The organism is Protofrankia sp. Cj3 (assembly GCF_917627355.1).
Classification (GTDB): domain Bacteria; phylum Actinomycetota; class Actinomycetes; order Frankiales; family Frankiaceae; genus Protofrankia.
Map to the genome: position 1 here is coordinate 7,849 of NZ_CAKJTR010000029.1, position 24,839 is coordinate 32,687.

Below are 24,839 nucleotides of genomic sequence, written 5' to 3' on the forward strand. Positions count from 1 at the left end.
TGGCAATAGGGGTGCGGATCAAGGAGGGGGTTGGGGTGCGTGTATCGCGAGGCTGCGCGGGGAGCCACCGGCGGTGGTGGGTGGGGGCCGACGAGCCGGGTACCCCTGTATCGCGCGGCGATGGATGGGGAGCGATGACGCGCGGCGCCGCCTGGGCGGCGCGAGCCGGACAGCCCCGCTGCCGGGCGCTCCAAGGAGCGTCGATTCAGCCGCTGGCGGCTCGGTCGTCGCCTAGCGGTCCCGTATTGGCAGTGCGCAGGCTTGGGGGTGGCAATGATGTCCACAACAGGGCCGGAGGGGACGGCGACGACCGAGAAGGCCAGAGCCGGCGAGCGGGACGATTCGAGCGGGACGTCCCTGCCTGAAATGATCAAAGCGTCGCATGACGCCGCGACACACCTTGTTGGTCTTACCTTCACCGAGGCCGCGACCTCGGGGGATCCGAGACGCGCGTTGCGAGCCGCCGACACGGCGGTTGCGGCGATCAGCGCCCATATGTACGCCGTGCAGACATCCGTCTATCCCATGGCGCGTCGCCGCCTCCCGGACAGTCGGCCGCGCATCGCCGAACTGTGTGCCCAGGGACGGGAAACCGCGTCGGTGCTACGCGGCATCTCCCAGTACATCCAGGGCGACGTCCACCGGCCGGACGAGTCGATGGGCAGGCTGCGTGAGCGTCTTGCCGAGCTTGAGGAACAGCACATCGCGGCGGAGGAGGCCCTGGTCGCCGATCTCGACAAGGCGCTCTCCCCAGACGACCGGCGCCGGATGGCCACCGCGTTCCGACGATCGATGCGGCGGGCACCCACCCGCCCGCATCCGCACCTTCCCCGCACCGCTGTCGTCGGGAGCCTGGTGCTGCGGCTCGCCGGGAGCTGGGATCACATCCTTGACACCATGGACGCCCGCATTGCCGCGGATGGACCGGTGCGCGCACCAGCACCGGCGGGCCTGTGGGGCTGGTACCTGCTCGGCCGCCCGGTCCCGCCGCCGGACACCGCCGGCACCGCCGCCGGTAGCACCGCCGCTCAGCGGCCGGCCCCCAGCGCTTCCCCGGCGGCGGGGGCGGGGGAGGGCGGGCCCTGAGGCGAGTGGCGGCCGCGTCGGTAGCCAGCCAGGGCGATGCGAAGGTTTTAGCATTGCGTGCATGGGACGTGCCCGTGCGCAGCGTGTGGCTCTTGCGGATCTGCTGGATGAGGTCGGTCCGGCTCAGGCTACGCTGTGTGCTGGCTGGACCGCTCATGATCTTGTTGCTCATTTGGTGACTCGGGACCGGGTGCCATACGCACTGCCTGGTTTCGTGATTAAATCACTGCATGGTGTGACGGCGATGGCGGAGAGAGCCACCATGCGCGGTGATACCTTTCCGGACCTGGTGAGGATATTCCGTGACGGTCCACCATGGTGGCATCCAACCCGTTTCGGCTTGGTCGACGACGCCGCGAACCTGGTCGAGTTCTTCGTCCATCATGAGGATGTTCGACGGGCCAGGCCAGGGTGGAGCGGATCCCAGCTCGACGACGGGATGCAGCGGGCGCTCTGGCGATCGTTTCAGATGTTCGGCCGGGCCGCCTACCGACGGTCCGCTGTCGGGGTGGTTGCTGAGCGCGCCGACGGCCCGGGGCGGGTCGTACTGCGTCGTGGTGCCGGTGAGGTAACCCTCGTCGGTAATCCGGCCGAACTCCTCCTGTTCGCCTTCGGCCGCCGCGACCATGCCGTCGTTGATGTCCACGGTGACAATGGCGTGGTCGCGGCCTTCACCGGTGGAGAGGCCAGCCGGTGACCGGTTGTGGTTGCGGGGCTCGGCGGTGCCCTATAACGCCATCACCACAACAGCGCGTAGGTCTGGGCACCGTTGGGCTGTTCAGTCGGGTTGACCAGGGCGGAATGGACGTTGCCCGCGTCCGGACTGTTGAAGTACGCCTCGTAGGACAAGACGTCGGCGTTGGCGACGAACGTGTCGTGCATCTTCCGGATGTAGAAGGGGTTGTCCCCACCCGACTGCCCGGCTGCCGCGGCACCGGTGTCCTGCTTGCCGACCAGTCCCCATTCCGGTACGGAGAACTTCTTGCCGTGCGCGCGGGCAAATCTGATCACTGAGCAGAGCCCCTCGGCTTCGTTGCACTGGGTGTTCCAGGAGTTCTCGTCCGTGCTTGCCGGCCACATGTCGAAGGTGTCGATGCCGATGACATCGACGTACGCGTCACCCGGGTAGAAGTCGAATGCGCCGTCGGTATGTGCGTTCATCGTCCAGTCGATCCGGACCTGGGCAGCTGTCTGCCGGATGGCACCGACCACCTGTTGGAAGCAGCCGACCCACGACCCCGGCCTGCTCGAGGCCGACCATGGGAACCAGCTGCCGTTGAATTCCCAGGCCAGCCGGACAACGGTGGCCGCGCGGCCCTGGTTGGTCAGCCACCGGCCGAACTCCTGCCAGTGGGAGTTGTAGGCTCCTGACGCGCAGGCGCCGATGTCGCCGCCGGAGGCGGGGAAGAACGGCTGACTGATCACCCAGGTGCCGGGGAAACCGGCGAACTTCTCCGGGCCCGCGCCAAGCCACGGATGGGTTATCGTTTCCCAGCTTGACCGGTCGGCGAAGGTGACGACCACGTCGACCGGCCGTCCGCGAAAGGCCGACCACTGGTTCGCCTGTGTCAGCGTGCCCGCGGCGACGCCGCTCATCCACCCGGCCGTTGCCTGCGCTGTGGCCGCCGATCCGGTGGGCCCGTCGGCCGTCATGGATGTGCCGGGCGCCCCGGCGGTCACGGCGGCTGATCGGACGGTGGCGGCGCCGGGGCTGGCTGGGGGGCTGGCCGGGGGGGTGAGCGTGCCGGCGGTATCGGCTGCGGATGGAGCGGGTGTGGCTGCCACCATCGCGCTCTCGACCTCGTTACGGCCGGTGGGAGCGATGCGGCAGCCGAGGCTCGTGGTTGCGATCGTCAGCACACCCAGGCCGGCGAGCCAGAGCCGGCCGCGCCGCGACAGCACCTTGCGCACCGAGGTCCTCGGGCTGCCGGGTGCATGTGCGTACCTGTTCTCGGCAGTGATCCGGCCGGCTTCGTGTTGCTCCGTTGTCAGACGCGTTGAATCAGTCAGTGTTGTGTTTCGGAGTGGTCTCCGTGTTTTTTTGAAGATTTCTTGGTGTTTCACACTCGACCTCCTCCGCTCGAGAAGGCTGCGACACAACAGGGTGCGCACGATCCGTAGCTGGGGGAAGTGTCTAGGCGACGGGCTTCAGCAGGCCTGGCGTGGGCGGGCGGCAGCAAAGTCATCATCGGACGATGAGGCTACACGGACCCGGTTCAATGCCCTGCGGATGGGTATATCAGCAGGTCAAAGAGTTTTTGATCAGATCTCCGTGTGAAGGTGGAGCTGGTGCGGTCCGTCGTTTGTTGTGTTTATATTGTTCTAATTTGGTGAAGGAATGTGTTTTCAGGCAAAATTGCCTGTGTCCGTTGTTGCTGTTCGGGCCCGTCAATATCTGGACTGGACCGCGGCGGCTTGTTCAGGGCTGTACGGCAGCTGTGGCGAACGCCACGCCCACCGTCACGAACGCCTCGTCCACCAGATCGGCCAGGTCGGTGTCGTCGTTGGCGCTCAGCCACGCCGTGTGGGCGGCTTCGAACACGCTCAGGGTGACGCCGGCGATGAGCGCGGGCCGGAGGTCGGTCGCTGGATCCGTCGCCATCCGGTTCGCCATCGCATCGGCCAGCATCGTGCGCAGGACCAGCTGTTTGTCGATCCTGCGGGCACGCAGCGACGGGGTTCTCTCAATCAGGCCGTTGATCGCCACGGACCGCTCGCGGTTGCGGCTCATGTCTTCGATCAGGGGGGTGAGGGCGTTGCGTGCAGCCAGGAGCGCGGGCTCGTCGGCCGGCCGGGCCAGCGCGGCCTGGCGGAACTGCTCCCCACGGGCCTCGACGTGCGCCAGGACCGCATCCTCCTTCGTCTGAAAATACCTGAAGAAGGTGCTGCGGGACACGCCGGCCGCCGCGGCGATCGCATCCACCGTGACGGCGTCGAAGCCGTGCTCGAGGAACAGCTCGACTGCGACCTGCGCCAGGTCACCGCGGACGGTCGTCCGTAGCCGTTCCCGGAAGGCGGTTATCCCGGTCGGGTTGGTCATAGAAGTCACCTGCGTGGTCGTGGGCGTCGGATGCGTCCGTTGATGTTCGGGGCTACCACAATGATCATTGTTGCTCCGCGGCTGTTTCGCGAGGTGGTGATCTACGTCGCCAAGCCGATCTCAAGTCGATCTCCAGAGATGAAGTGTAGGCCACATCCCGGCGCCGTTTTCGATACATAGATACTTGGTATCGTCAATGATACTGAGTATCATCCTTTATATGTTTTATTGATCATGGGATGTGCTCCTATCGGCGAGCGAGAGGACTGTCCAGTATGACGGCCGGGGTGGATGGAAGACGCTCGTCATCGGTGACCTTCGCGGCTCTCAGCCTGTCGGCGCTGACCTTCTCGCTGCTGCAGACGATGATCGCGCCAGCGCTGCCGACGATCCGGGCGGAGTTCGGCGCGAGCCAGGCGGGCATTGCCTGGATCATGACGGCCTACCTGCTCAGCGCATCCGTGGCGACCCCGATCCTCGGGCGTCTCGGAGATGTCTGCGGTAAGAAGCGCGTGCTCGTCGTTATGCTCGCGGTGCTTGGTATCGGCACAGTGATTGCCGCGCTTGCGACGTCACTGCCCGTGATGCTCTTTGCCAGGGTCGTCCAGGGGGTGGGTGGAGCGATCTTCCCGCTCGCGTTCGGGATCATCCGGGACGAGTTTTCGCCGGAGAAGGTCGGCAGCGCGATCGGTGTCGTGTCAGCTGTGCTCGGGGTTGGTTCCGGGACGGGGACGGTCATCTCCGGGCCGATCAGCAGCCACCTGGGCTATCACTGGCTGTTCTGGCTGCCCGCGATGGCCATTGCCGTGGCGCTGGTGACGACCATGCTGCGGGTGCCGGAATCACCCGTCCGCGTGGGTGGAAACGTGTCGGTCACCGGCGCGTTGCTGCTTGCCGCCTGGCTTGTCGCGCTGCTTCTCGGGATCAGCCAGGGGCCCCGGTGGGGATGGGAATCCGCCTCGGTTCTCGGTCTGTTCGCGTTGGCGGGGCTGCTCATCGCACTCTGGCTCGCTGTTGAGAGCCGTAGTGCCGAGCCGCTTGTGGACATGCGGATGATGCGGATTCCCACGGTGTACCGGACGAACATCACCGCGGTCCTCTTTGGCTTCACGATGTTCTCGGTGATGGTGTTCGTACCGCAGTTCGTGGAAACGCCTCGGTCGGCAGGCTACGGGTTCGGGGCGAGCATCACCGCAGCTGGCCTCTACATGGTGCCGGCCAGCGTATTCATGCTGGTAGCCGGAATATTCGCCGGCCGCATCGGAGCCCGGTACGGCACGAAGATCCCGCTCCTCCTGGGTACGCTCATCGCGACTTCCGCCACCAGCGTCCTCACGTTCGCGCACAGCCAGAGCTACATGATTTACATCGCCACCTCGTTGCTGGGAGTAGGTATCGGGCTGGGCTTCGCGGCGATGTCACACCTCGTGGTTGTAGCGGTTCGCCCTGACCAGACCGGAATCGCGTCCGGGATGAACGCCAACATCCGGACGATCGGTGGTTCCATCGGCACCACCGTTACCGCCACTGTCATCGCAGCCGGTGCAGGCGCGGGAAAACTGCCGCATGAAAGCGGTTACACGAACGCGTTCCTGCTGATGACCGCCGGGCTCGCCGTGGCCGTGGTCGCCGCCGCCTCGCTTCCGAACGTCCGGCCGTCGTCGGGTGCTGACGGCATCGCGGTGGCCGCGCCGGAGCGGATGGGTGCCAGCCCCGTGCCGCGCCCCCGGAGCGCTCGTGGTTCCGGGGCCGCCGTCGCCGACAGGTAGCCCGTGCCGGCGGGAGACGGGCCCCTGCCGAACACCCGTGCCCCCGGAGGTCCAGGGGCCGGAGGTCAGGGGAGCCGGACGACCTGGGCCGCGTAGACGAGACCCGCGCCGAAGCCGATGAGCAGCGCAAGGCCACCCGAGGGCACCTCACCGCTCGCGAGAACCTCGTCCATCGCGAGCGGAATGGACGCACCCGAGGTGTTCCCGTGCACCGCGACGTCCCGGGCGACGGTCACGGTGCCGGGCAGGGCGAGCACCTTGCAGAGCATGTCAATGATGCGGATGTTGGCCTGATGGGGAATGAAGGCGGCGAGCTCGTCCGCGCTGATCCCGGCCATGTCGAGGGCCTGGCGCGCGACGGGCGCCATCTGCCATGATGCCCACCGGTATACCCGCTGCCCCGCCATCCGCATTGTCGGCCATGGCAGCTCTGGGTTGTCGCGCCATTCCAGATAGGAGCGGTCGTGTCCGATCGCGTCCCGGCCCGAGGAATCAGAACCCCATACGACCGGCCCGATGCCCGCTGTTTCCGACGGCCCGACGACAATCGCTCCGGCGCCGTCCCCGAAAAGAAAAGCCGTTCCGCGGTCATGCGGGTCGATGATGTCCGACATCCGTTCGGCGCCGATCACCAGAACGTACGTGGCGCTGCCGGCGAGCACCATGTCGCTGGCCACCGCAAGAGCATGGCAGAAGCCCGCGCACGCGGCTGAGAGGTCGAACGCGGCCGCCTGCCGGGCGCCGAGCCGGTTAGCCACGTCGGTGGCCACCGATGGTGACTGCGTGACATGGGACATGGTGGCCACCACGATGCAATCGACATCCGGGACTCCGATGCCGGCGCTGGCCAGAGCTTTGCCACCGGCCGTGGCTGCCATTGCTCCCAGTGATTCATCCACAGCCGCGAATCGCCTGCTGCGAATACCGGACCGAGATTCTATCCACTCGGGAGTGGAGTCTATCCGTTGACAGATCTCAGCGTTGGATACTATTTTTATGGGACGATAGGCGCCCACGCCAAGAATTCGGCTGCCGGCGGGACGGACTCGTGCCCGGATGATTCCACTCACATCCGGAGCATACTATGTTGTCCCCTGTTCATGGTACGGAATGACTTATCGGCACTGTTGTCGGTACGGTGGGTAATGATCTACCCGGTGCGCAGTTCGAGGGTGAGTGCTTCTATAGCCAGTAGCGGGACGAGGGCGGGATTATCCGCCAGCTTCCGCCGGTACCTCAGCACCGCCTCGAGCCGGCGCAGCGTCTGCTCCGGGGTGGACGCCCGCGCGGCCCGTGTCACGGCATCGCCCTGGTCCGGGTGGATCGCGTCGACCGGTGCACCCAGCTGGACGACGAGCACGTCCCGATACCAGCCGGCGAGGTCGACCAGCGCCCGGTCAAGAGAGTCGAGCACGGTCCGTCGGCCACGGCTTTTCTGCGTTTTCGCCAGTTCCTTGAGAGCTCCGGCGGCACCCCGAACGGCCACGGCCCGGGTCTTCGCGCCGGGCTTTGGTGCCCGCGCACGCTTCGCCGTGCTGCCAGCGGATGTTGCACCCACACCGAGCGAGATCTTCAACGCCTCGGTTTCGGCCTCGTCACGATTCGTGTTCGCCGCGTCCGCGTCGGCGTTCGCGGCGGCCACCAGGTCCGCGGCCGCGTCGAGACAGTCCCCGGTGCGTTGCAGGCGGGTCGGGATACGCAGGACCTCGGTGCGCCGGTCCCGCGCCGCTTCGTCGGCGGCCAGCGACCGGGCCCGGTCCACATCGCCCGCGGCCGCCTGGGCCGCAAACTGGGCAAGGGCGGGATCGATCCCGTCCCGTCCCAGCACCGCGGCGACCTGTGTGGGGGTGGGCAGGCGCAGCGAGACGACTCGGCAGCGCGACCGCACTGTCGGCAGGACGTCGTCGACCGACGGCGCGCAAAGGAGGAACACCGATCGCTTGGCGGGCTCCTCCAACGCCTTGAGCAGGGCGTTGGCGGCCTGATCGGTAAGCCGGTCGGCGTCTTCGAGAAGCAGCACCCGCCAGCGGCCCGATGTCGGCGCGCTCGCGGCGTCGCGCACCAGCTCCCGGATGTCCTTCACACCCAGCGACAGCCCCTCCGGGCGTACCGAGCGCAGATCGGACGCGGTGTCCGTCAGGACGGTGTGGCAGCCATGACACCCACCGCATCCTGGGGGGGAGTTCTCGCAGTTCAACGCCGCCGCGAAGGCACGCGCTGCCGTCGACCGCCCAGCGCCCGCCGGGCCGGTGAACAGCCATGAATGGGTCATAGTGGCTCTGGCCGCGACGAGCCCACCGCTCCCGGTCACCCCGGCTGCCGTGCTGGCTGCGCCCGCGAGGGCCTCGATGACCGGTTCCTGGCCGATCAGGGCATCCCACACGCTCACCCGTCCATTCTCTGACGCCGCTGGTCGACGGTTACCGGCGGGCCGCACCACGGCCCGTGGGGAGCCGCTGGACGGCAGGCGGGTTATCGAGCCGACGGAGTTTTCCTCGTTGCTGTGGGGCGGCCGGGCAACAGCTCGGCCGTAACCGCCGTAGTCGCCTCGGTGGCAGTGCTCTCAGCCCGCATGCTCTCAGCCCGCATGCCCTCAGCTGGTCCGGTGGAGGCAGGCCCAACAGGCGGGTCCGCGGCGACTGAGTCGCGATCAGCGCGCAACCGTTCGTTGATGACATCCCGGATCTTGTTGTGCAGCGTCCGGGGCGGCTGGTCCGCGTCGAGTACCACGTAGCGGCCTGGCGCGCTGTCAGCGAGTCGGTGAAACCCCTCACGCACCCGTTCGTGAAAGGCAAGCCGCTCCGCCTCGATCCGGTCGATGCCGGCTGTGGGGCTGGTAGCCGGGCCGCTCGGGTCGCGGGTCGAGCTGTTCCGCTCGGCCCGTTCTCGGACCCGACGGAGGCCGATCTCGGCGGGAAGATCGAGGAGGATCGTGATGTCGGGGACCAGGGACTGGGTGGCCCACCGCGACAGCGCCGCGACCCCGTCCGCCCCGAGTTGACGGCCGGCGCCCTGATAGGCAACGGATGAGTCGATGAAGCGGTCACTGACGACGACCGCGCCCCGCGCCAGCGCCGGCTCGATGACCCGCGCGACATGCTCGGCACGGTCAGCGGCGTACAGCAGCGCCTCGGTACGAGGGTGCAGCCGCGTCGTGGGGTCCAGCAACAGTTTCCGTAGCGTTGCGCCGATGGCGGTCCCGCCGGGCTCATGGGTGATCACAACTTCACGCCCCGCGGACGCGAGCCATGATCGTAAATGTTCGGCCTGTGTCGATTTACCGGATCCCTCGCCACCTTCGAGGGCCACGAACAGGCCGGCATGGCGAGGACGCTGTGGTGATGTCTCACGCCCCAGCAGGGCGTTCCGCAGCTCGGGAATGATCGCGATGCCGGTACGCTGATCCATCTGCCGGTAGGCGAACAGGCCGACGGCCACCGCGAGCAGGCCGCCGGCAAACAGGACGATCGTGACCCCGTCGGCACGGAGCTGGACGCCGCCAAACAGGCTGATGCGGTGTGATCCGATGATTCCCACCAGCGCCGGCGCGGCCGCGAGCACCACCAACAGGTCGATACGGACCAGGGACTGGACCAGCGCGAAGGTTCGTCCACGCAACTCGTCGCTTACCGCTGCCTGCAACAGGGTGTAGCCGGTGACCCATGCGATCCCGGCGAACATGCCGACGAAGACGACCAGGACACAGGCGAGAACAAGGTTGGGCATGACGGCTACCGCCAGCATGGCCACCCCGGCCGCGGTGACGCTCAGGCCGAACAGGCGGGACCGGCTGAAGTCACCGAGCAGCCGCGGTCCCAGCGCCATCCCGGTGGCGAGTCCCACGAACACCGCGCCGAACAGGACACCGTACGCGGAGTCGCCACCGCCGAGAATCTGGACGTAGAGCCGCCCGAGCGCCACCACGCAGCCGGCACCGGCGAACCCCCCGAGAATACCGATCACCAGACCGCGGACCAGCCGGTTGTGACCGACGAAGCGCCAGCCCTCCGTGATCGACGACCACAGCCCGGGGTGCGCATCGGCGCGTTGGAGTGCTGTCCGGCCGATCCCGCGCAGCCGGAAGATCACAATTGCTGATACCAGGAACGTCGTCGCGTTGAAGAAGAGCGCGAGGTCCAGCGGGGAGGTCTCGAAGAAGGACACACTGGTCGCCAACGCCCGCGACAGGGTGGCCAACAGCGAGAAGACCGCCGCACCCAGTGGCGCTGAACCGTACGTGGTGATCAGACTCAGCGTGTTCGCCGCGGCGAGCCGCCGTGCGGGTACCAGGTTCGGCACGCTCGCGTCCTTGGCCGGGTTCCAGAACAGGCTCACGCACTCGATCAGCAGCGATGCGACGAGCAGCCAGGTCAGCGTCCCGACCAGCGGAATGGACATGAACAGCCCGAACCGCAGGATGTCCGCGACGACCATCGTCAACCGTCGGTCGAGCCGGTCCGCCACGACACCGGCGAGCGGTCCGAAGATCAGCGCTGGCAGCAGTCGGACGATCAGTACGGAGCCGATGGCGAATGCCTTGTCGGAGAAGCTCGCCCGCAGTGAGCTGGCCAGCGCGGTCGTCGCGAGCAGGCCCATCCAGTCACCCAGGCTGGACAGGGCCAGCGCCAGCCAGAGCTGGCGGAACTGCGCGATCCGCAGGACCGCGCGGAAATCTCCTTCGGTGTGCTGGCGCGGATCATCACGGGTTGCGGCGGGCGTCGGTGATGTGCTGCCGGTAGACGGTCCGCCACCATCCGACGACGCTGCCGGGGCTGGCCGCGAACGGGGTGGGCCGTGGTCACCGCCTACCGGGTCGCCCATCAGTCCGTCCGGCGTGGTTGGGTTGACGAGGTGCCCGTCGTGCCGCCGTCCGTCCCGGTCGTGCTTTTCTCGCTCGCAGCCTTCTTCGCCGGGGCCTTCTTGGCCGGGGCTTTCCGGACGGTGGCCCGTTTCGTGGCGGCCGGCTCCTTGGCGCCTGATGCGGCAGCGCGCGCTGTCCGCCGTTTGGGCGCCGGCCCGCGGGCGCGCCGTTCGGCCAGTAGCTCGGCTGCCCGTTCCACAGTGATCGACGCAACCTCGTCGCCCTTGCGGAGGCTCGCGTTCGTCTCACCATCGGTGACGTATGGGCCGAATCGGCCCTCCCGCAGCACCATCGGCGCACCGCTGGCCGGGTCGGCGCCGAGTTCGCGCAGCGGCGGGGCTTGCGCGGCTCGCTTGCGTCCTCGTGCCTTCGGCTGTGCGATCAGCGCCAGGGCCTCATCCAATGTCACGGTGAACAACTGCTCCTCAGACTCCAGCGACCGGCTCTCCGCTCCCTTCTTGACGTAGGGTCCGTACCGGCCATTCTGGGCCGTCACCTCTTCGCCGTCCTGTGCAACGCCCAGCGATCGGGGCAGGGTGAGCAGTTTGCGCGCATCGGCGAGGGTGACCGTCTCAACGGACATCGTGGCCAACAGGCTCGCCCTGCGCGGCGGGTCGTCGTCTGTGCTGACGTACGGGCCGAAACGTCCGATCTTGACGGTGATGGTCGCGCCGCTGTCCGGGTCGGTGCCAAGCGACCGGTCCCCGCTCGGCGCGTCGAGCAGTTCCATCGCTCTCGCCACGGTGAGCTCGTCCGGAGCAAGATCTTCGGGGATGCTTGCCCGCTGGTCACCGTGTTGGATGTACGGACCGTACTTACCCACTCTGATCATTACGGGTTGCTCGTCATCCGCCGTACCCAGGTGGATCGAGTTCACCTCGCGGGCGTCGATCTCGCCGAGCCGCTCGCCGACCAAGTGCTTGAGCCCGCCTGACCGCGCGACACCGCCCGGCTGGCCCACGTCCGAACCGAAGTAGAACCGGGTCAGCCAGTCGATCGACGCCGCCGTACCGGCCGCGATGTCGTCGAGGTCGTCCTCCATCGAGGCGGTGAAGCGGTAGTCGACCAGCCGACCGAAATGCTCTTCCAACAGGCCGACCACGGCGAACGCGACGAAGCTGGGAATCAGCGCGCTGCCCTTCTTCCACACGTACCCGCGGTCCTGGATCGTCCCGATGATCGACGCATAGGTGGACGGCCGCCCGATGCCAAGTTCCTCAAGGGTCTTGACCAGGCTCGCCTCGGTGAAGCGCGGCGGCGGGCTGGTCGTGTGCCCGCGGGGGTTCAACTCGCGGGTGGCCAACCGGTCACCCTGGCGGACGGCTGGCAGGCGGCGTTCACGGTCCTCAAGCTCCGCGTCGGGGTCGTCCGCGCCCTCGACGTAGGCGCGCAGAAAGCCCGGGAAGGTGATGACCTTTCCCGACGCCGAGAACTCGGCATCCTCCCCCGCGCTGGACACCCCACCGAGCCGGACCGTCGCCGACGTACCGAGAGCGTCGGCCATCTGGCTTGCGACCGTCCGCTGCCAGATCAGTTCATAGAGCCGATAGCCGTCGATGTCGTCGCGGAGTGCGGCACGCACCTCGCCGGGGGTCTGGAAGTGATCCCCGGCCGGTCGGATCGCCTCGTGCGCCTCCTGGGCGTTCTTGACCTTTTTCGTGTAGGTACGGGGCCGCTCGGGCACGTACTCCGGCCCGTAGAGGGTTCGGGCCTGCTCCCGGGCGGCGGTGAGCGCGGTTGCGGACAGGTTCGTCGAGTCCGTCCGCATATAGGTGATATAGCCGTTCTCGTACAGCTTCTGCGCTACCTGCATCGTCCGCTGGCTGGAGAAGCGCAGCTTGCGGCCGGCCTCCTGCTGCAGGGTGGATGTCATGAACGGCGGGTAGGGAGAGCGGCGGTACGGTTTGGTCTCCACCGACCGAACCGTGAAGATCGTGTCGACAAGCCTGCCGGCCAGGGCGCGCGCCGCGGTCTCGTCGAGCCGCACCACGTCCGCGGCGGTGAGCTCCCCGGAGGAGCTGAAGTCGCGTCCGGTGGCCAGCCGCCGGCCGTCGAGCGTGACCAGGTTCGCCGGCAGCGGAGTACTGTCGGGCGCCGCGGCAGCCGGTACCCGGTTCGGCGAAGCGCCGTCACCCGTCGCCTGCGTCGCCCGCGTCCCGAAGACCCCTTCGATGTTCCAGTACTCGGCCGCGGTGAAGCGCATCCGAGCGCGTTCGCGTTCCACCAGGATGCGGGTTGCAACGCTCTGGACCCGACCGGCTGACAGCTTCGGCATCACCTTCTTCCACAGCACCGGGCTGACCTCGTAGCCGTAGAGCCGGTCGAGAATGCGCCGGGTCTCCTGCGCGTTGACCAGGTTCTCGTTGATCTCGCGCGGGTTGTCCACCGCTCGCTGGATCGCCTGAGGCGTGATCTCGTGGAAGACCATGCGTTTCACCGGCACGGTCGGCTTCAGCGTCTGCAGCAGGTGCCAGGCGATCGCCTCGCCCTCGCGGTCCTCATCTGTGGCGAGGTAGAGCTCGCTCGCTTCCTTGACCAGCGCCTTGAGCTTGCTGACCTGGGGTTTCTTGGTGGGCGTGACGACGTAGAGCGGCTCGAAGCCGTTGTCGACGTCCACCCCGAGCCGGGCCCACGGTTTGCCCTTGTGCGCGACCGGCACTTCCTCGGCGTTGCGCGGTAGGTCCCGGATGTGGCCGATACTGGACTCGACCTGCCAGCCGGGGCCGAGGTACCCGGCGATGGTCTTTGCCTTCGCGGGTGACTCAACAATCACCAGCCGGGTCCCGGTGCCGCTGGGAGCGGTCGATGAGGTACCGGTTCGATTACTATTCGTGTTCGTCCGCGTGCTGGGACGGGATGCGGTGCCGTTGCCGGACGTGTCGATGTCCGTGTCGGGCTCGGCGTCGGTGCCGAAGGCCGTGGGCTCGACGACGGGCGTCGATGACCCGGCGCTCGATGACCCGGCGTTCGACCGGCGCGTCCCGCTATTTGTCGGCTTCGTGCGCGGGGGCACTTCTCTCCTCGTTGCAGGGGGTGGTTCGACTTCGGCTGTGCGACTCGTAGGGTGTCGGGCTGCGGTGCGGACGGCCAAACCGCCGGTGGAAACCGGCCTGGGGCTCGTTGCGAGCTCCCGGGCCCATATCCCGACAGTAGGTCGACACACACCGGTATGTCAGCCGGCGGCGCGGCGGCTTTCTCCGGCGTCCGGTGTTGTGGACGCCGGAGGAGACCGTACGCCGTGTCGCGCACCCGGGTCTGCTGACGTCGACGGAGCGGGCCCTGACGGGACCCGGTCCGTCACCGCCGGATGCCCCGTTCCGGCGGTGACGGTGACTCCTCCTTCCCACTCCTTCCCCCTTCTTCTCCCTCCTTCTCCTCCTCTTGGTGCGCCGGGTGGGAGCGATGAGGGGATTGGCTACACTGTCGCCTTCGGGGTGGCTGCCGAGCGCTGTTCGGTCACTGCCGGTGCAAGCCCTAGTGCGGTATTACGTCGTTTCGAGTAGATGATGACGGTGGAAATCACCCCGACGACCACGACGGCGATGGCGATCCGTAGCGGTTTGTTCTCGTCATCACCGACCGAGTACTTCACCACAGATGGCGCGATCAACAGGCTGACCAGATTCATTACCTTGATCAGAGGGTTGATCGACGGGCCGGCGGTGTCCTTGAACGGATCACCGACGGTGTCACCAATGACGGTGGCGGCGTGGACGTCGGAGCCCTTGCCGCCGTAGTTGCCGTCTTCGACGAGTTTCTTCGCGTTATCCCAGGCCCCACCGGAGTTGGCGAGAAAGACCGCCATGAGGACGCCGCCGGCGATCGCCCCGGCAAGGTAGGCGCCCAGCGGTGGGTAGCCGAGTCCGAAGCCAACCGCGATCGGCGCGAGAACCGCAAGAGTGCCTGGAGTGACCAGCTCTCGTAGTGAGTCCCGGGTGCAGATGTCGACAACAGCACCGTAGTCGGGCTTCTGGGTACCATCCATGATTCCTGGCTTGGTTCGGAACTGGTCGCGTACCTCCTCCACCACCCGTCCAGCGGCGCGCCCGACCGCGTTGATCGCGAGCCCGGCGAACAGGAACACGACCGAGGCGCCGATGATCAATCCGACCAGGGCGTCCGGATAGGCGATGTCGAGGGTGCGCGATCCCAGGGCGGTCCGGCCTGCGTCGATGAGCGCCTCGTTGACCGTGTCGGTGAACGATCCGAACAGAGCGGTGGCGGCCAGCACCGCGGTGGCGATCGCGATGCCCTTGGTGATGGCCTTGGTGGTGTTGCCGACCGCGTCGAGGGAGGTGAGGATCGCGGCACCTTCGCCGTCCATGCCCTCACCGGACATCTCGGCAATACCCTGGGCGTTGTCGCTGACCGGACCGAAGGTGTCCATGGATACGATCACTCCGACCGTTGTCAGCAGTCCGGTGCCGGCCAGGGCTACTGCGAAGAGCGCTACTGTGGTACTGCCGGACCCGAGCAGGTATGCGCCGAAGACCGCCGCGCTGATGAGCAGCGCCGAATACACGGCCGACTCCAGCCCGACCCCGATACCGGAAAGAATGTTGGTTGCCGGGCCCGTGGTGGATGCCTTCACGATGTCCTGAACCGGCCTGCGGTTGGTTTCGGTGAAGTAACCGGTGAGGAGCTGGATTGCGGTAGCCAGTATGATGCCGATAAGGACAGCTGTGATCGCGATGAACCGCGGGTCGCCACCCTGGCTGCTCTTCTCGAGGCCGGGGAAACCGGCGAAGCTGTCCGGCAGGTAGGCGAACGAGACGATGACCACGCCGACCGCGGAGACCAGCGCCGAGATGAAGAACCCTCGGTTGATCGCCGCCATGCCGTTGCGGTCGCCGGTACGCGGGGCGACTGAGAAGATGCCGATGATCGCGGTGAGTACACCCACCGCGGGAACGAGCAGCGGGAAGACCAGGCCGTTCTCGCCAAAGGCCTTGACGCCGAGGATCAACGCGGCTACCAGCATCACCGCGTAGGACTCGAACAGGTCGGCTGCCATTCCCGCGCAGTCTCCGACGTTGTCCCCCACGTTGTCGGCGATCGTGGCCGCGTTGCGTGGGTCGTCCTCGGGGATGCCCTGTTCGACCTTGCCGACGAGATCGGCTCCTACGTCCGCGGCCTTGGTGAAAATACCTCCACCGACTCGCATGAACATCGCCAGCAGCGCCGCTCCGAACCCGAATCCTTCCAGGACCTGCGGAGCTGTGTCACGGAAGGCCAATACGACGACCGCAGCTCCGAGCAGGCCCAGACCAACCGTGAACATCCCGACGACACCGCCGGTACGGAAGGCGATCCGCATGGCGGCACGCTCCCCCTGCTGGATGGCCGCGGCGGCGGTACGGGTGTTCGCACGGGTGGCGAGCGACATGCCGACGAAGCCGACAAGCGCGGAGAAAACGGCTCCGAGGACGAAGAACACCGAGCGTCCCACCCGGGAGCCGGCCGTGTCCGCCGGCAGCAGCAGCAGCACAAACGGGATCACGACGACGAAGCCCGCCACAGTGATGAACTGCCGTCGTAGATACGCTGCGGCGCCTTCTTGGACGGCCCGGCCGACCTCGATCATTCGGGGGCTTCCCTGGCTCGCGGCGAGCACTTCGCGGACCAGATACCCGGCGACCAGCAACGCGATCGCTGCGATAGCCGCCACACTGGCGACCAGCCCAAGCTGGCCTCCGCTAAGTTCGATGGCGACACCACCGGGGTTTGTACCTGCCTCGGCTTGGATCGGGACCATGGGCCCTCCCGGTCAGGTCGGTGCACCCTCCGAGTCCGCCCGGCGCCAGTTATGGCGTGGCGATGGGCGCGCACGGCCCGACGTCGCACCTGACGACGTCCTCGAGGTCGCCGTCCGGGCGCGAAGGGACGCCGGGCCGGCGTACGCGTCAACGTATGCAGTGCGATCGCCGACATGACTGCCGGCTGGAACGAGTCCGGATGATTATCCGGCTCGCTGTCGTACCGTCATACGGCAACCAGCGCACTGGCCCACGTTCCCCCGAACCTCCGTCCGGTACCACGGGGAGCACTCACGGCATCTCACCCGGCCGATCGACCGAGTGTGCGATGCGGCGCAGTCTATCCACATGGCTGTAACACGCGCTCGTTTTTGGTTGGTCATAGTTGATGAATGTTGTGTTTTGGTGGTTTGTGCATGTTCCCTGGGTGGGTTTCGATGCCCTAGTGGTTGCCGTCTGGTGTCGTTGATGTTACGTGATTACGATAAGTAATCGCGCTCGATGGCGGCTTGCCCCGGTGACCGGCGCGGCGTCCCGGTGCGGCCTCGGTTCCGGTGTGACGCGGAGTCAGATCGCTGAGATCGGTTTGTCCGCCTTCTTGCGGATCGGCCAGCGCATCGTGACGACTGTTCCACGTGTGTCGGGCCATGCGGTAACGGTGACGTCGTCCACGAGGCCCTCGATGAGGGCGAGACCGAGCCCCGCGGGAGCCACCAGCGACGTCTCGTCGCCGATCTCGTCGCCGGCCTGATCCTTGCTGACCTGGGCACAGTCGGTACCGATCAGTGCGGGCGAGGGGACCTGGCCATCGTGGTGGACGGGTGTCCGACCGCGGTCTTGCGGCCCGCGGTCGGACACCGATATCTCGAACACGTCGTCATCGTCGTTGACCCGGACGATTACAGGTGCTTGTGGATCAGACCGGCGGTTCACGCTGACAGCTCGGGCACATGCCTCACCGACCGCGAGCTTGACCTCGTCCAGGATCTCGTCGGGCACGCCCGAACGTCGGCTGATCGCGGCAGCGATCAGCCTGGCTGTGCGGACATGCCCGGGCAGGGCGGCGAAGCGCAACTCGACGATGGGCATGCGTCGAAATACCTGCCTCTCGATGGGTGGTGGGGGCTCTGGGGTGCCTGACCGTTATGGGGGAGAGGGGATGACCGGGTACAGGACTTTCCGACATGCGCTGTGTGGCCGACCACTTCGTTGCGTCCGGTCGCCCGACGGGCATCCATCATGTGACGTCCGGCGTTGCGCGGGGAGTCCCGGGTGCGCAGGCGATCGGCCGGGGCCCGTCTGGCCGCGCGCCCGGGACTCCCCGGCTCGGCCGTCTGGAGCTGGGGAGCCGGCGGCAGGGCCGCGTGTACCGCGGGCCCCGTCGGCCGGGCCCGCCTCCCGGCCGGGCGAAACGCCCGTTCGTGACGTTCTCGGCTGGCCAGGGCGTGTCTGATGGATCGTCGATCGCGCGGATCGGTGCCCACATCGACCAACATCCATCAGGCGCGCCCTAGTCCTTTGCGGCGAGTGCTTCCTCGACCGAGGCATGGATGGGGAAGACCTTCGTGAGACCGGTGATCCGGAAGATTTTCAATATCCGTTCCTGGGTGCAGACGAGCCGCAGTGACCCCTCGTGCGCCCGGACCCGCTTGAGGCCGCCGACGAGTACACCGAGACCGGTCGAGTCGAGGAACTCGACGCTTTCCATGTCGACGATGAGGTGGTACGACCCGCCCGACACAAGATCGATGAGCTGCTCACGCAACTTCGGTGCCGTGTAGACGTCAATCTCGCCGCCCACGACGACGATCGTGAAGTCCCCTTCCACACGGGTCGTGAGAGACAGGTCCACGGTTCCTCCTAGCGTGTGTTCGACAGCCGTCCGGCGGACGGCCGGCATCACGGCGGCACTACCCTCCCACGCTCGGATCAATCCGGCTCACCGCGACACAGCCGTTGCCTGCATCCACTGGCATTCTGCATATTATTGCGATCTCATTGTTTTTCTATTGTTCATCGTTGACTGTGTGATGTCTCGCTGCGATCAGCGCGATGTGTCACGTCGGGACGCTCCAGCGAACGACACAGGGCTGTGTAGCCGGCACGTGAGCATGTTTGCCCAGCCAGGCGCGGGTCGAGCGTCCTGGCCTACGCTGGGCTGCTGTGGGCGGAACCGCAGTGCCCGAGGGCGCGCCGGATCGTGGCGCGGTGATTTTTGATCAACTTTTCGCGCGTGCCCGTCGTCGGCGGTGTGTCACACACGTGGAGTACGTCCCGGCTCGGGCTGGTATGCGGGCGCCCTGGCCGGCGTGGGTGGATCCGGTACTGATCGCACGGCTGAGGGCCGCGGGGATTGACGCGCCATGGATTCATCAGGCGCTCGCCGCCGAGCATGCGCACAGCGGACGCAGCGTCGTGCTGGCGACGGGCACCGCTTCGGGCAAGTCGCTGGGATACCTCATGCCGGTGCTCAGCGGTCTGCTGGCCGGACCATCGGCCCGGGCGCTGTACCTCGCTCCGACCAAGGCGCTGGCGAACGACCAGCTCCGTGCGGTTCGTGCGCTCAATCTGACCGGGGTGCGTGCCGCTACTTACGACGGCGACACGCCTGCCTCCGAGCGCGACTGGGTTCGGGCTCACGCGACGTTCGTACTGACTAATCCTGACATGTTGAATCACGGTGTGTTGCCCTACCATCGGCGGTGGTCGGTCTTCCTGCGGGGTCTTCGATATGTCGTGGTCGACGAGTGCCATGGCTACCGGGGCGTGTTCGGCTCCCACATCGCGCACGTGCTGCGGCGGTTGCGACGGGTGGCTGCTCGGTACGGGTCGATGCCCGTGTTCGTCCTGGCGTCGGCGACCGTCTCCGGCCCCGGCCGTTCCGCCGGCCTTCTTACCGGACTCGATGTTGAAGTCGTCGAGGACGATGCCTCCCCCCGGGGCGCGACACGGTTTGTGCTGTATGAACCACCACTCACCGATCCCTGGCAGCCGCCCGCGTCCTCTCGGCCTGGTCCGCCTTGTCCGGCAGCTCTTCAGCTGGCGGGTCCCGAAGCGTCCGCACCGTCGCCCGCGGCACCGATGCCGGCCCGGCAACCAGCGGTATCGGCTGTCCTGGAATCGGCGCCCGGCGGGACGGGACTCGCAGGGCCGGGGGGCTCGTCGATCAATGATCACGGCGGGCAGGTTCGCCGCTCGGCCTCCGCCGAAGCCGCGGATCTGCTTGTGGATCTCGTGATCGACGGTGTACGTACTCTTGCGTTCGTACGCTCGCGGCGAGCGGCGGAAGCAGTTGCGCAGTCGGCCCGGCGAGCGTTGTCGGACGTGTCGGAGGAGCTCGCGAAGCGAGTTGCGGCCTATCGTGCGGGCTACCTGCCGGAGGAACGCCGGGAGCTGGAGGCGGATCTGCGCTCGGGACGGCTGCTTGGGGTTGCCGCGACGAACGCTCTCGAACTGGGTGTGGACGTTACCGGGCTGGATGCCGCCATCATCACCGGGTATCCGGGCACGCTCGCATCGTTGTGGCAGCAGGCGGGTCGCGCGGGCCGTGACGGCCAGGGAGCCTTTGTGATCATGATTGCTCGTGATGATCCTCTTGACACCTATCTCGTGCACCACCAGGAGGCCTTGTTTGGCCGGCCGGTCGAGGCCACCGTGCTTGATCCTGACAACCCTTACGTGCTCGGTCCCCATTTGGAGTGCGCGGCGGCCGAACTGCCGTTGACCGAGGCTGATTTTGATCTTTTCGGGCCGGCGGCCCGGGTCACAGTCGATGATCTCGTGCGTCGCGGTCGGCTCCGGCGCCGGCCGACAGGCTGGTACTGGACGCACCAACACCGACCGAATGTTGATATCCGTGGCATCGGCGGTCCGCCCGTGCGGATCGTGGAGGCCTCGACCGGGCGTCTGCTCGGAACGGTGGACGCCGCGGCGTCGCATGCGACGGTCCACCGCGGCGCGGTATATCTCCATCAGGGCAGTTTTTACGTGGTCACCGAATTTGATCTTGATGTGGCGGTCGCCTTTGTTGAGGCGGGCACGCCGGGCTGGACAACATCGGCCAGGGACGTGACCAACATCACGGTGATGGACGTGGCCCGTTCCCGGCGCGTCGATGAGGTCGAGCTGCACCTTGGGATGGTCGAGGTCAGTAGTCGGGTAGTGGGCTACCAGCGACGTCAGGTCGTGACTGGACGGGTGCTGGGGGAGGAGCCGCTTGACCTTCCCCCACGGCATCTGCGCACCCGGGCTGTCTGGTACACGGTGACCGACGATCTGCTGGCCGAGGCGGAGATCGATGAAGATGATGTCCCGGGTGCGGTCCATGCGGCCGAGCACGCGGCGATCGGCATCCTTCCGCTGTTCGCCACCTGCGATCGGTGGGATATCGGGGGGGTGTCCACCGCGTTGCATCCCGATACGGGCAGGGCCACGGTATTTGTCTATGACGGCCATCCGGGTGGAGCGGGCTTCGCCGAACGGGGCTTTCTGCACGGTGGGCCCTGGCTCCGGGCGACTCGAGATGTGATCGCCGCTTGTGAGTGCGTTGCTGGATGTCCATCGTGTGTGTACTCGCCAAAGTGCGGCAATGGTAACGAACCGCTGGACAAGCCGGCCTCGCACCGGTTGCTGGCGGCTGTACTGCGGCGACTCGATCCGACCGGAGCCGGGCAGGACACGCCTTCGTAGGCTGCGAGCTGGCTCTGTCCCGGTGGTGCGGGCCATCTCCACGCGCGGATCACCGGCGCGACCGTGGCTTTCGCGGGTGGGCGGAGCGCTCAGGGCAGAACCGTCAGCGGTTGCGTTCCACGGGCCGGCACGGGCCTGGGCAAGCAACGGTCCAAAGCCTCTGAGCGTTCCGGGCAGATCGATTGCTATTTCAATCTTCACGATATCTCCCGAGATCATGCAGGACAGGACGCGGCCGTGGTTCGCGAATCCGATTTCGTCAGCACGGGCGCACCTGGACAGTGGATTTCCGAATGGATCGCTGGCGGCCGCGAGCGCTGCCATGTCGGCGGCGTTCGCGGCCCGCTGACGATAGACCGCGATCATCGCCACCATCAGGACGACGCCGGTTAAGGCGCCAAGAACGAGAAATGCGGAAAGTACGAGTACGGTCGCCGAGCCCGTGTCGCCCGGACGCTTTCTCCGCGGCATGTTCCCGCCGTCGGATTCATCGTGTAGCCGCCATCGAAACCATTCCTTCGGGCGCGTTTCGATCATGTCTTTCGAAGGCATTTTTCTCCTTCTTTCCTGATTCTCAGGAACTGCTGTCAAGATGGCTTTCTTCGGTGCTTCCGGCTGCTTCAAGCGGTGCTGTTGATGATGCTTTAATAGTGATGAAAGGAGTGATGGAAGCGATTCCCACGGTTGCGTGTGTGTCGAGAGCGACCCGTACCACAACGAAATTAAAGCCACGAGTGATAGATATTTCTGAACCGTGCGGCGCGGCTCTTCCAGACCATAATCGCACTGTTTCGTCAGTTTCCCCGCGAGCGGCGGCACGGGCCCCTACGCGAGCCGCCTCCGCGCACCGCGCTTGAATGGCCACGGCGCTGACAAGCCATATTGAGATCAGCAGCACGAGTATCAGAGACGGGATCGCGAACGCCAGTTCGACTGTTGCCTGGCCGCTGTCATCAGCCGTGTGCCGTTTGCTGCCGGCTGCCGCGGCGTGAGGAAGGCCAGGTTCTCCGGTGTCGCCAGAGCGGGTGCGGCGTAGCGTAATCATATTGTCGTTGGCACTCTCGGAATCATCGGTCGTCGGCAGAAATTTGTGAGCAAAATTTTTTGCCGTTATCCGAATATCGTTTCGATTCGCCTCAGAACTGAATCGACAATGCCCGATTTATGATGTTGGTCAGTAGCGTGCGGGTTGCCGAACTATGGATAACCGCATAGAGCACGGCGGCGAACCCGACTGCGGCGACTGTGCCCACGGCGTACTCCGCAGTCGACATTCCCGTGTCGTCGCGGAATTTCCGAACAGTTCCGGAAGTGATGTTCCAGCGGCCGGCTCGACCCGACTGTGAGCCGTTTGCCGCCAGGTGCGTGAAAAGCCCAACGAACAGCTTGGTCAACAGCTGTCTCCAATGAGTCATGCGCAGCGGGCCGCGTGCCGGGAGCGTGGGCATCATGGGTGACCTCCAGATCAGCGGCCCCGACCGATTACGGGATTTCTGGCTTGCGACGGAATGTTTCTCCGTCCATACGGCCATTATTTCGTATGAGTGGGTCGATGGCGAGTGCGAGAACCAGGTTGTGGATAACGCTTTGTTTTCCACCGTGCGGCCAGCTGACGGTGACACGCTTGACAGGCCAAACGACAAACTGAGCTCACCAGTCCGCCGGGCTGGCCTCCCAGCGTTGTGCGTCGATGGGCACGCCATCCCCTGCCACTCGGACCGGACCGGACGGACCGGACGGACCGGACTGGACCGGACGGCTGGACTCGGCGGGTACAGCTTCAGTGGCTTCAGTTTCAGTGGCTTCAGTGGGTACAGTCACAGATCCAGTAGGCACAGTTACAGCGGCGCCAGTCCCCTGCCCGCGCCCGCTATGACCGGCACGACCCCCAACGCAAGGAACGCGGGCAGGAAGCACAGCCCGAGTGGCGCCACCGCGGTGACTCCTGCCCGGCGTGCGGCGGCCAGGGCATGTTCCTGGTGGTGCGCCCGAGTCTGGTCCGCGAGCCGTGCGAGAGTGGCGGCCAGCCGGGCGCCCGAGTCCTCGGTTCGGGCCAGCGCCCGTGCGAAGGTCGCGATCTCGCGTACCGCCGTGGTGATTTCCGGCGCGCGTATGGCGGCCCACCAGTCCATCGGGGGTCGTTCTCCGAGGCCGGGCTCGAGTAGCCGGCGACAGGCTTCGTCGATGGGCGCGCCCAGTCGCAAAGCACGCCCGACAAGGCTCAGTTCCGCACCGAGCGGCCCGGTGACCGCGTCGGCAACGGTCTCCAGAGCTGTCACGACGGGCGCACCGGCCGTTAGACACGCCGCAATGAGATCGAGGGCCAGTGGAAGATCATCAGCAAGGCGTTCGTAGCGGCGCCGCGAGTGGTTGTCCGGCCTGCCAGCCAGTAGACGGACCGCAGCTACCCCGAGGACGAGTCCGATCAGTACGCCCGCGGGGCCGTTGAATACGACGAGAGGACCGAGAGCAGCCGCTATCCCGAACGTGATCCGTTGAAGCCGCGACCGGCCCGTCGTTCGTTGTGGCTCGCTGTATGAATGGTTGTCAATCCAATGATCGTTGGATGTTGAGTAGCTGATCACTGGCATGTGTTCAGTGATCAGCTGTCCGTTCGGTGCCGTGCCGGCATGGGATGGCTGCGCAAGTGAGCGCGTCCGGCGCTGGACGCGCTCACCCAGCGTCGTCGTCCCGGTCAGCCAGGACGCCGCCGCCATGCTTGCCGCGGCGGCGGCAAGCATGGCCCACTGCGGAGGTGGGTTCACGACGCTTCCGCCGTCATTGGTCGGGCGCCGTAACGGTTTTGGTCGCTCCCCGCGTGTGCGCCAGCCTGTTCGGTGAGTCGGTTGATCCATGCCAGGCCGGCGAGGTCGAGCGCGATACCGATCGCGAGACAGGCGGTTCCGGCGGGGGTGTGGAGCAGAACGTCCAAAGGGGAGGCGCCGATGAGCACGCCCAGGCCGATCCCGGCGAGAGGCAGCGATGCGACGAGCCGTCCTGATGCCCGTGGCCCGGCGAGCGCCGCTGACACCTCGCCGTCTTTCTCGCGCTCGTCCCGGATAACCGTGGCCAGTCTGTTCGCCATCGGAGCCAACGGGATACCGGCGATCTGGCTCACCCGCCATGCGGCCGCAAGCTGGCGTAGCGTCGCTGCTTCGCAGCGTGCCAGCATGGTCGCGGGGTCTGCCCGGTGCGCAAGGCCAGTACGCAGGGCCAGTGAGTCGCTTACGCGGGTGCGGGTGTCCCGCGGGTACCGGGGCAGGAGCGGCCGGCCGGCATCGGCATCGTCGCGACCGAGGTCTTCGACGGCTGTACGCAGCGCGTCGGACGGGTTCCGGCCCGCCTCAAGCTCGGTGGCGAGGGCCCACAGGATCTCCTGTGCGTCCGCGCGTTGGGCGTTGCGCCAGCGCCGTATCGCGGCGCGCTGTCGGGCACGGTGGGCCGTCACGGTACCGATGATGGTGATGCAGGCCGCTGCCAGCCCGAAACATGCGCCAATGACAGCTACCACAAATGCCCATATCAACCATATTGACCATATTGCCAGCGGTGGTCGGAAACGGGCGGACGGCGGTTTCGGCGGACCACTCAGCTCGCCGGCTGCGCCGGTCCGCTCGGTCACCGGCGTCGCCGCCCGA

General features: G+C 66.6%; 17 protein-coding genes and 1 pseudogene. 4 read left to right on the forward strand and 14 right to left on the reverse strand.

The window, feature by feature from the left end; genetic code table 11:
• Positions 1 to 273 precede the first annotated feature (273 nt).
• Both MJ783_RS06165 and MJ783_RS06170 read left to right on the forward strand, forming a co-directional pair.
• Positions 274 to 1,086 carry a hemerythrin domain-containing protein gene (locus MJ783_RS06165; RefSeq protein WP_239309027.1) on the forward strand — a complete coding sequence of 271 codons (813 nt, stop codon included), beginning with the start codon at positions 274 to 276 and terminating at the stop codon, positions 1,084 to 1,086.
• A gap of 61 nt (positions 1,087 to 1,147) precedes the next feature.
• Complete coding sequence (locus MJ783_RS06170; protein ID WP_239309029.1) at positions 1,148 to 1,783, forward strand: TIGR03085 family metal-binding protein; 636 nt, start codon at positions 1,148 to 1,150, stop codon at positions 1,781 to 1,783.
• Between the two features lie 41 nt (positions 1,784 to 1,824).
• Here the strand turns inward: MJ783_RS06170 and MJ783_RS06175 are convergent, their stop codons facing one another.
• Positions 1,825 to 2,997 carry a glycoside hydrolase family 26 protein gene (locus tag MJ783_RS06175; protein ID WP_239309031.1) on the reverse strand — a complete coding sequence of 391 codons (1,173 nt, stop codon included), beginning with the start codon at positions 2,995 to 2,997 and terminating at the stop codon, positions 1,825 to 1,827.
• A gap of 508 nt (positions 2,998 to 3,505) precedes the next feature.
• Positions 3,506 to 4,126 carry a TetR family transcriptional regulator gene (locus MJ783_RS06180; RefSeq protein WP_239309033.1) on the reverse strand — a complete coding sequence of 207 codons (621 nt, stop codon included), beginning with the start codon at positions 4,124 to 4,126 and terminating at the stop codon, positions 3,506 to 3,508.
• A gap of 275 nt (positions 4,127 to 4,401) precedes the next feature.
• Here MJ783_RS06180 and MJ783_RS06185 point away from each other — a divergent pair, with 275 nt between their 5' ends.
• Positions 4,402 to 5,895 carry an MFS transporter gene (locus tag MJ783_RS06185; protein WP_239309035.1) on the forward strand — a complete coding sequence of 498 codons (1,494 nt, stop codon included), beginning with the start codon at positions 4,402 to 4,404 and terminating at the stop codon, positions 5,893 to 5,895.
• A gap of 65 nt (positions 5,896 to 5,960) precedes the next feature.
• Here MJ783_RS06185 and MJ783_RS06190 read toward each other — a convergent pair whose 3' ends face one another.
• From MJ783_RS06190 to MJ783_RS06220, 7 genes are all read right to left on the reverse strand, one after another.
• On the reverse strand, positions 5,961 to 6,965 hold the full coding sequence (locus tag MJ783_RS06190; protein ID WP_239309037.1) for a beta-ketoacyl-ACP synthase III: 1,005 nt from the start codon (positions 6,963 to 6,965) through the stop codon (positions 5,961 to 5,963).
• An 80-nt stretch (positions 6,966 to 7,045) separates the two neighbouring features.
• Positions 7,046 to 8,284 carry a DNA polymerase III subunit delta' gene (locus MJ783_RS06195; RefSeq protein ID WP_239309039.1) on the reverse strand — a complete coding sequence of 413 codons (1,239 nt, stop codon included), beginning with the start codon at positions 8,282 to 8,284 and terminating at the stop codon, positions 7,046 to 7,048.
• A gap of 83 nt (positions 8,285 to 8,367) precedes the next feature.
• Positions 8,368 to 10,716, reverse strand: a complete 2,349-nt coding sequence (gene tmk, locus MJ783_RS06200) for a dTMP kinase (protein WP_239309041.1) — start codon at positions 10,714 to 10,716, stop codon at positions 8,368 to 8,370.
• On the reverse strand, positions 10,716 to 13,769 hold the full coding sequence (topA, locus tag MJ783_RS06205) for a type I DNA topoisomerase (RefSeq protein WP_239309042.1): 3,054 nt from the start codon (positions 13,767 to 13,769) through the stop codon (positions 10,716 to 10,718). The genes tmk and topA overlap by 1 nt, the downstream gene beginning before the upstream one ends.
• 402 nt (positions 13,770 to 14,171) lie before the next feature.
• The gene (locus tag MJ783_RS06210) at positions 14,172 to 16,511 is read right to left on the reverse strand and encodes a sodium-translocating pyrophosphatase (protein WP_239309044.1); all 2,340 of its coding nucleotides are present in this window, start codon (positions 16,509 to 16,511) and stop codon (positions 14,172 to 14,174) included.
• 568 nt (positions 16,512 to 17,079) lie between these two features.
• Positions 17,080 to 17,601 carry an ATP-binding protein gene (locus tag MJ783_RS06215; RefSeq protein ID WP_239309046.1) on the reverse strand — a complete coding sequence of 174 codons (522 nt, stop codon included), beginning with the start codon at positions 17,599 to 17,601 and terminating at the stop codon, positions 17,080 to 17,082.
• Between the two features lie 421 nt (positions 17,602 to 18,022).
• Entirely contained in the window at positions 18,023 to 18,364 is a 342-nt protein-coding gene (locus MJ783_RS06220) for an anti-sigma factor antagonist (protein WP_239309048.1), read from the reverse strand.
• A gap of 311 nt (positions 18,365 to 18,675) precedes the next feature.
• On the opposite strand from MJ783_RS06220, the gene MJ783_RS06225 reads away from it, so the two are divergent.
• Entirely contained in the window at positions 18,676 to 21,201 is a 2,526-nt protein-coding gene (locus tag MJ783_RS06225) for a DEAD/DEAH box helicase (RefSeq protein ID WP_370651458.1), read from the forward strand.
• A gap of 132 nt (positions 21,202 to 21,333) precedes the next feature.
• On the opposite strand, the pseudogene MJ783_RS23570 reads toward MJ783_RS06225, so the two are convergent.
• The 5 genes and pseudogenes from MJ783_RS23570 to MJ783_RS06245 all read right to left on the reverse strand — a co-directional run.
• A pseudogene (locus MJ783_RS23570) lies at positions 21,334 to 21,753 on the reverse strand (Rv3654c family TadE-like protein); the annotation flags it as partial.
• 22 nt (positions 21,754 to 21,775) lie between these two features.
• Complete coding sequence (locus MJ783_RS06230; RefSeq protein WP_239309052.1) at positions 21,776 to 22,246, reverse strand: TadE family type IV pilus minor pilin; 471 nt, start codon at positions 22,244 to 22,246, stop codon at positions 21,776 to 21,778.
• Positions 22,247 to 22,337: 91 nt separating this feature from the next.
• A complete protein-coding gene (locus MJ783_RS06235; RefSeq protein ID WP_239309053.1) occupies positions 22,338 to 22,652 on the reverse strand; it encodes a DUF4244 domain-containing protein in 315 nt (104 codons plus the stop codon).
• A gap of 387 nt (positions 22,653 to 23,039) precedes the next feature.
• Entirely contained in the window at positions 23,040 to 23,966 is a 927-nt protein-coding gene (locus tag MJ783_RS06240; protein ID WP_239309055.1) for a type II secretion system F family protein, read from the reverse strand.
• Positions 23,963 to 24,712 carry a type II secretion system F family protein gene (locus tag MJ783_RS06245; protein WP_239309057.1) on the reverse strand — a complete coding sequence of 250 codons (750 nt, stop codon included), beginning with the start codon at positions 24,710 to 24,712 and terminating at the stop codon, positions 23,963 to 23,965. The genes MJ783_RS06240 and MJ783_RS06245 overlap by 4 nt, the downstream gene beginning before the upstream one ends.
• Positions 24,713 to 24,839: the final 127 nt, after the last annotated feature.

Excerpts from the sequence above, each read along its gene's own strand:
- MJ783_RS06165 (WP_239309027.1), top strand. The coding sequence starts at position 274 with ATGATGTCCACAACAGGGCCGGAGGGGACGGCGACGACCGAGAAGGCC.
- MJ783_RS06170 (WP_239309029.1), top strand. The coding sequence starts at position 1,148 with ATGGGACGTGCCCGTGCGCAGCGTGTGGCTCTTGCGGATCTGCTGGAT.
- MJ783_RS06180 (WP_239309033.1), bottom strand. The coding sequence starts at position 4,126 with ATGACCAACCCGACCGGGATAACCGCCTTCCGGGAACGGCTACGGACG.
- MJ783_RS06185 (WP_239309035.1), top strand. The coding sequence starts at position 4,402 with ATGACGGCCGGGGTGGATGGAAGACGCTCGTCATCGGTGACCTTCGCG.
- tmk (WP_239309041.1), bottom strand. The coding sequence starts at position 10,716 with ATGGGCGACCCGGTAGGCGGTGACCACGGCCCACCCCGTTCGCGGCCA.
- MJ783_RS06210 (WP_239309044.1), bottom strand. The coding sequence starts at position 16,511 with ATGGTCCCGATCCAAGCCGAGGCAGGTACAAACCCCGGTGGTGTCGCC.
- MJ783_RS06215 (WP_239309046.1), bottom strand. The coding sequence starts at position 17,601 with ATGCCCATCGTCGAGTTGCGCTTCGCCGCCCTGCCCGGGCATGTCCGC.
- MJ783_RS06230 (WP_239309052.1), bottom strand. The coding sequence starts at position 22,246 with ATGATTACGCTACGCCGCACCCGCTCTGGCGACACCGGAGAACCTGGC.
- MJ783_RS06235 (WP_239309053.1), bottom strand. The coding sequence starts at position 22,652 with ATGATGCCCACGCTCCCGGCACGCGGCCCGCTGCGCATGACTCATTGG.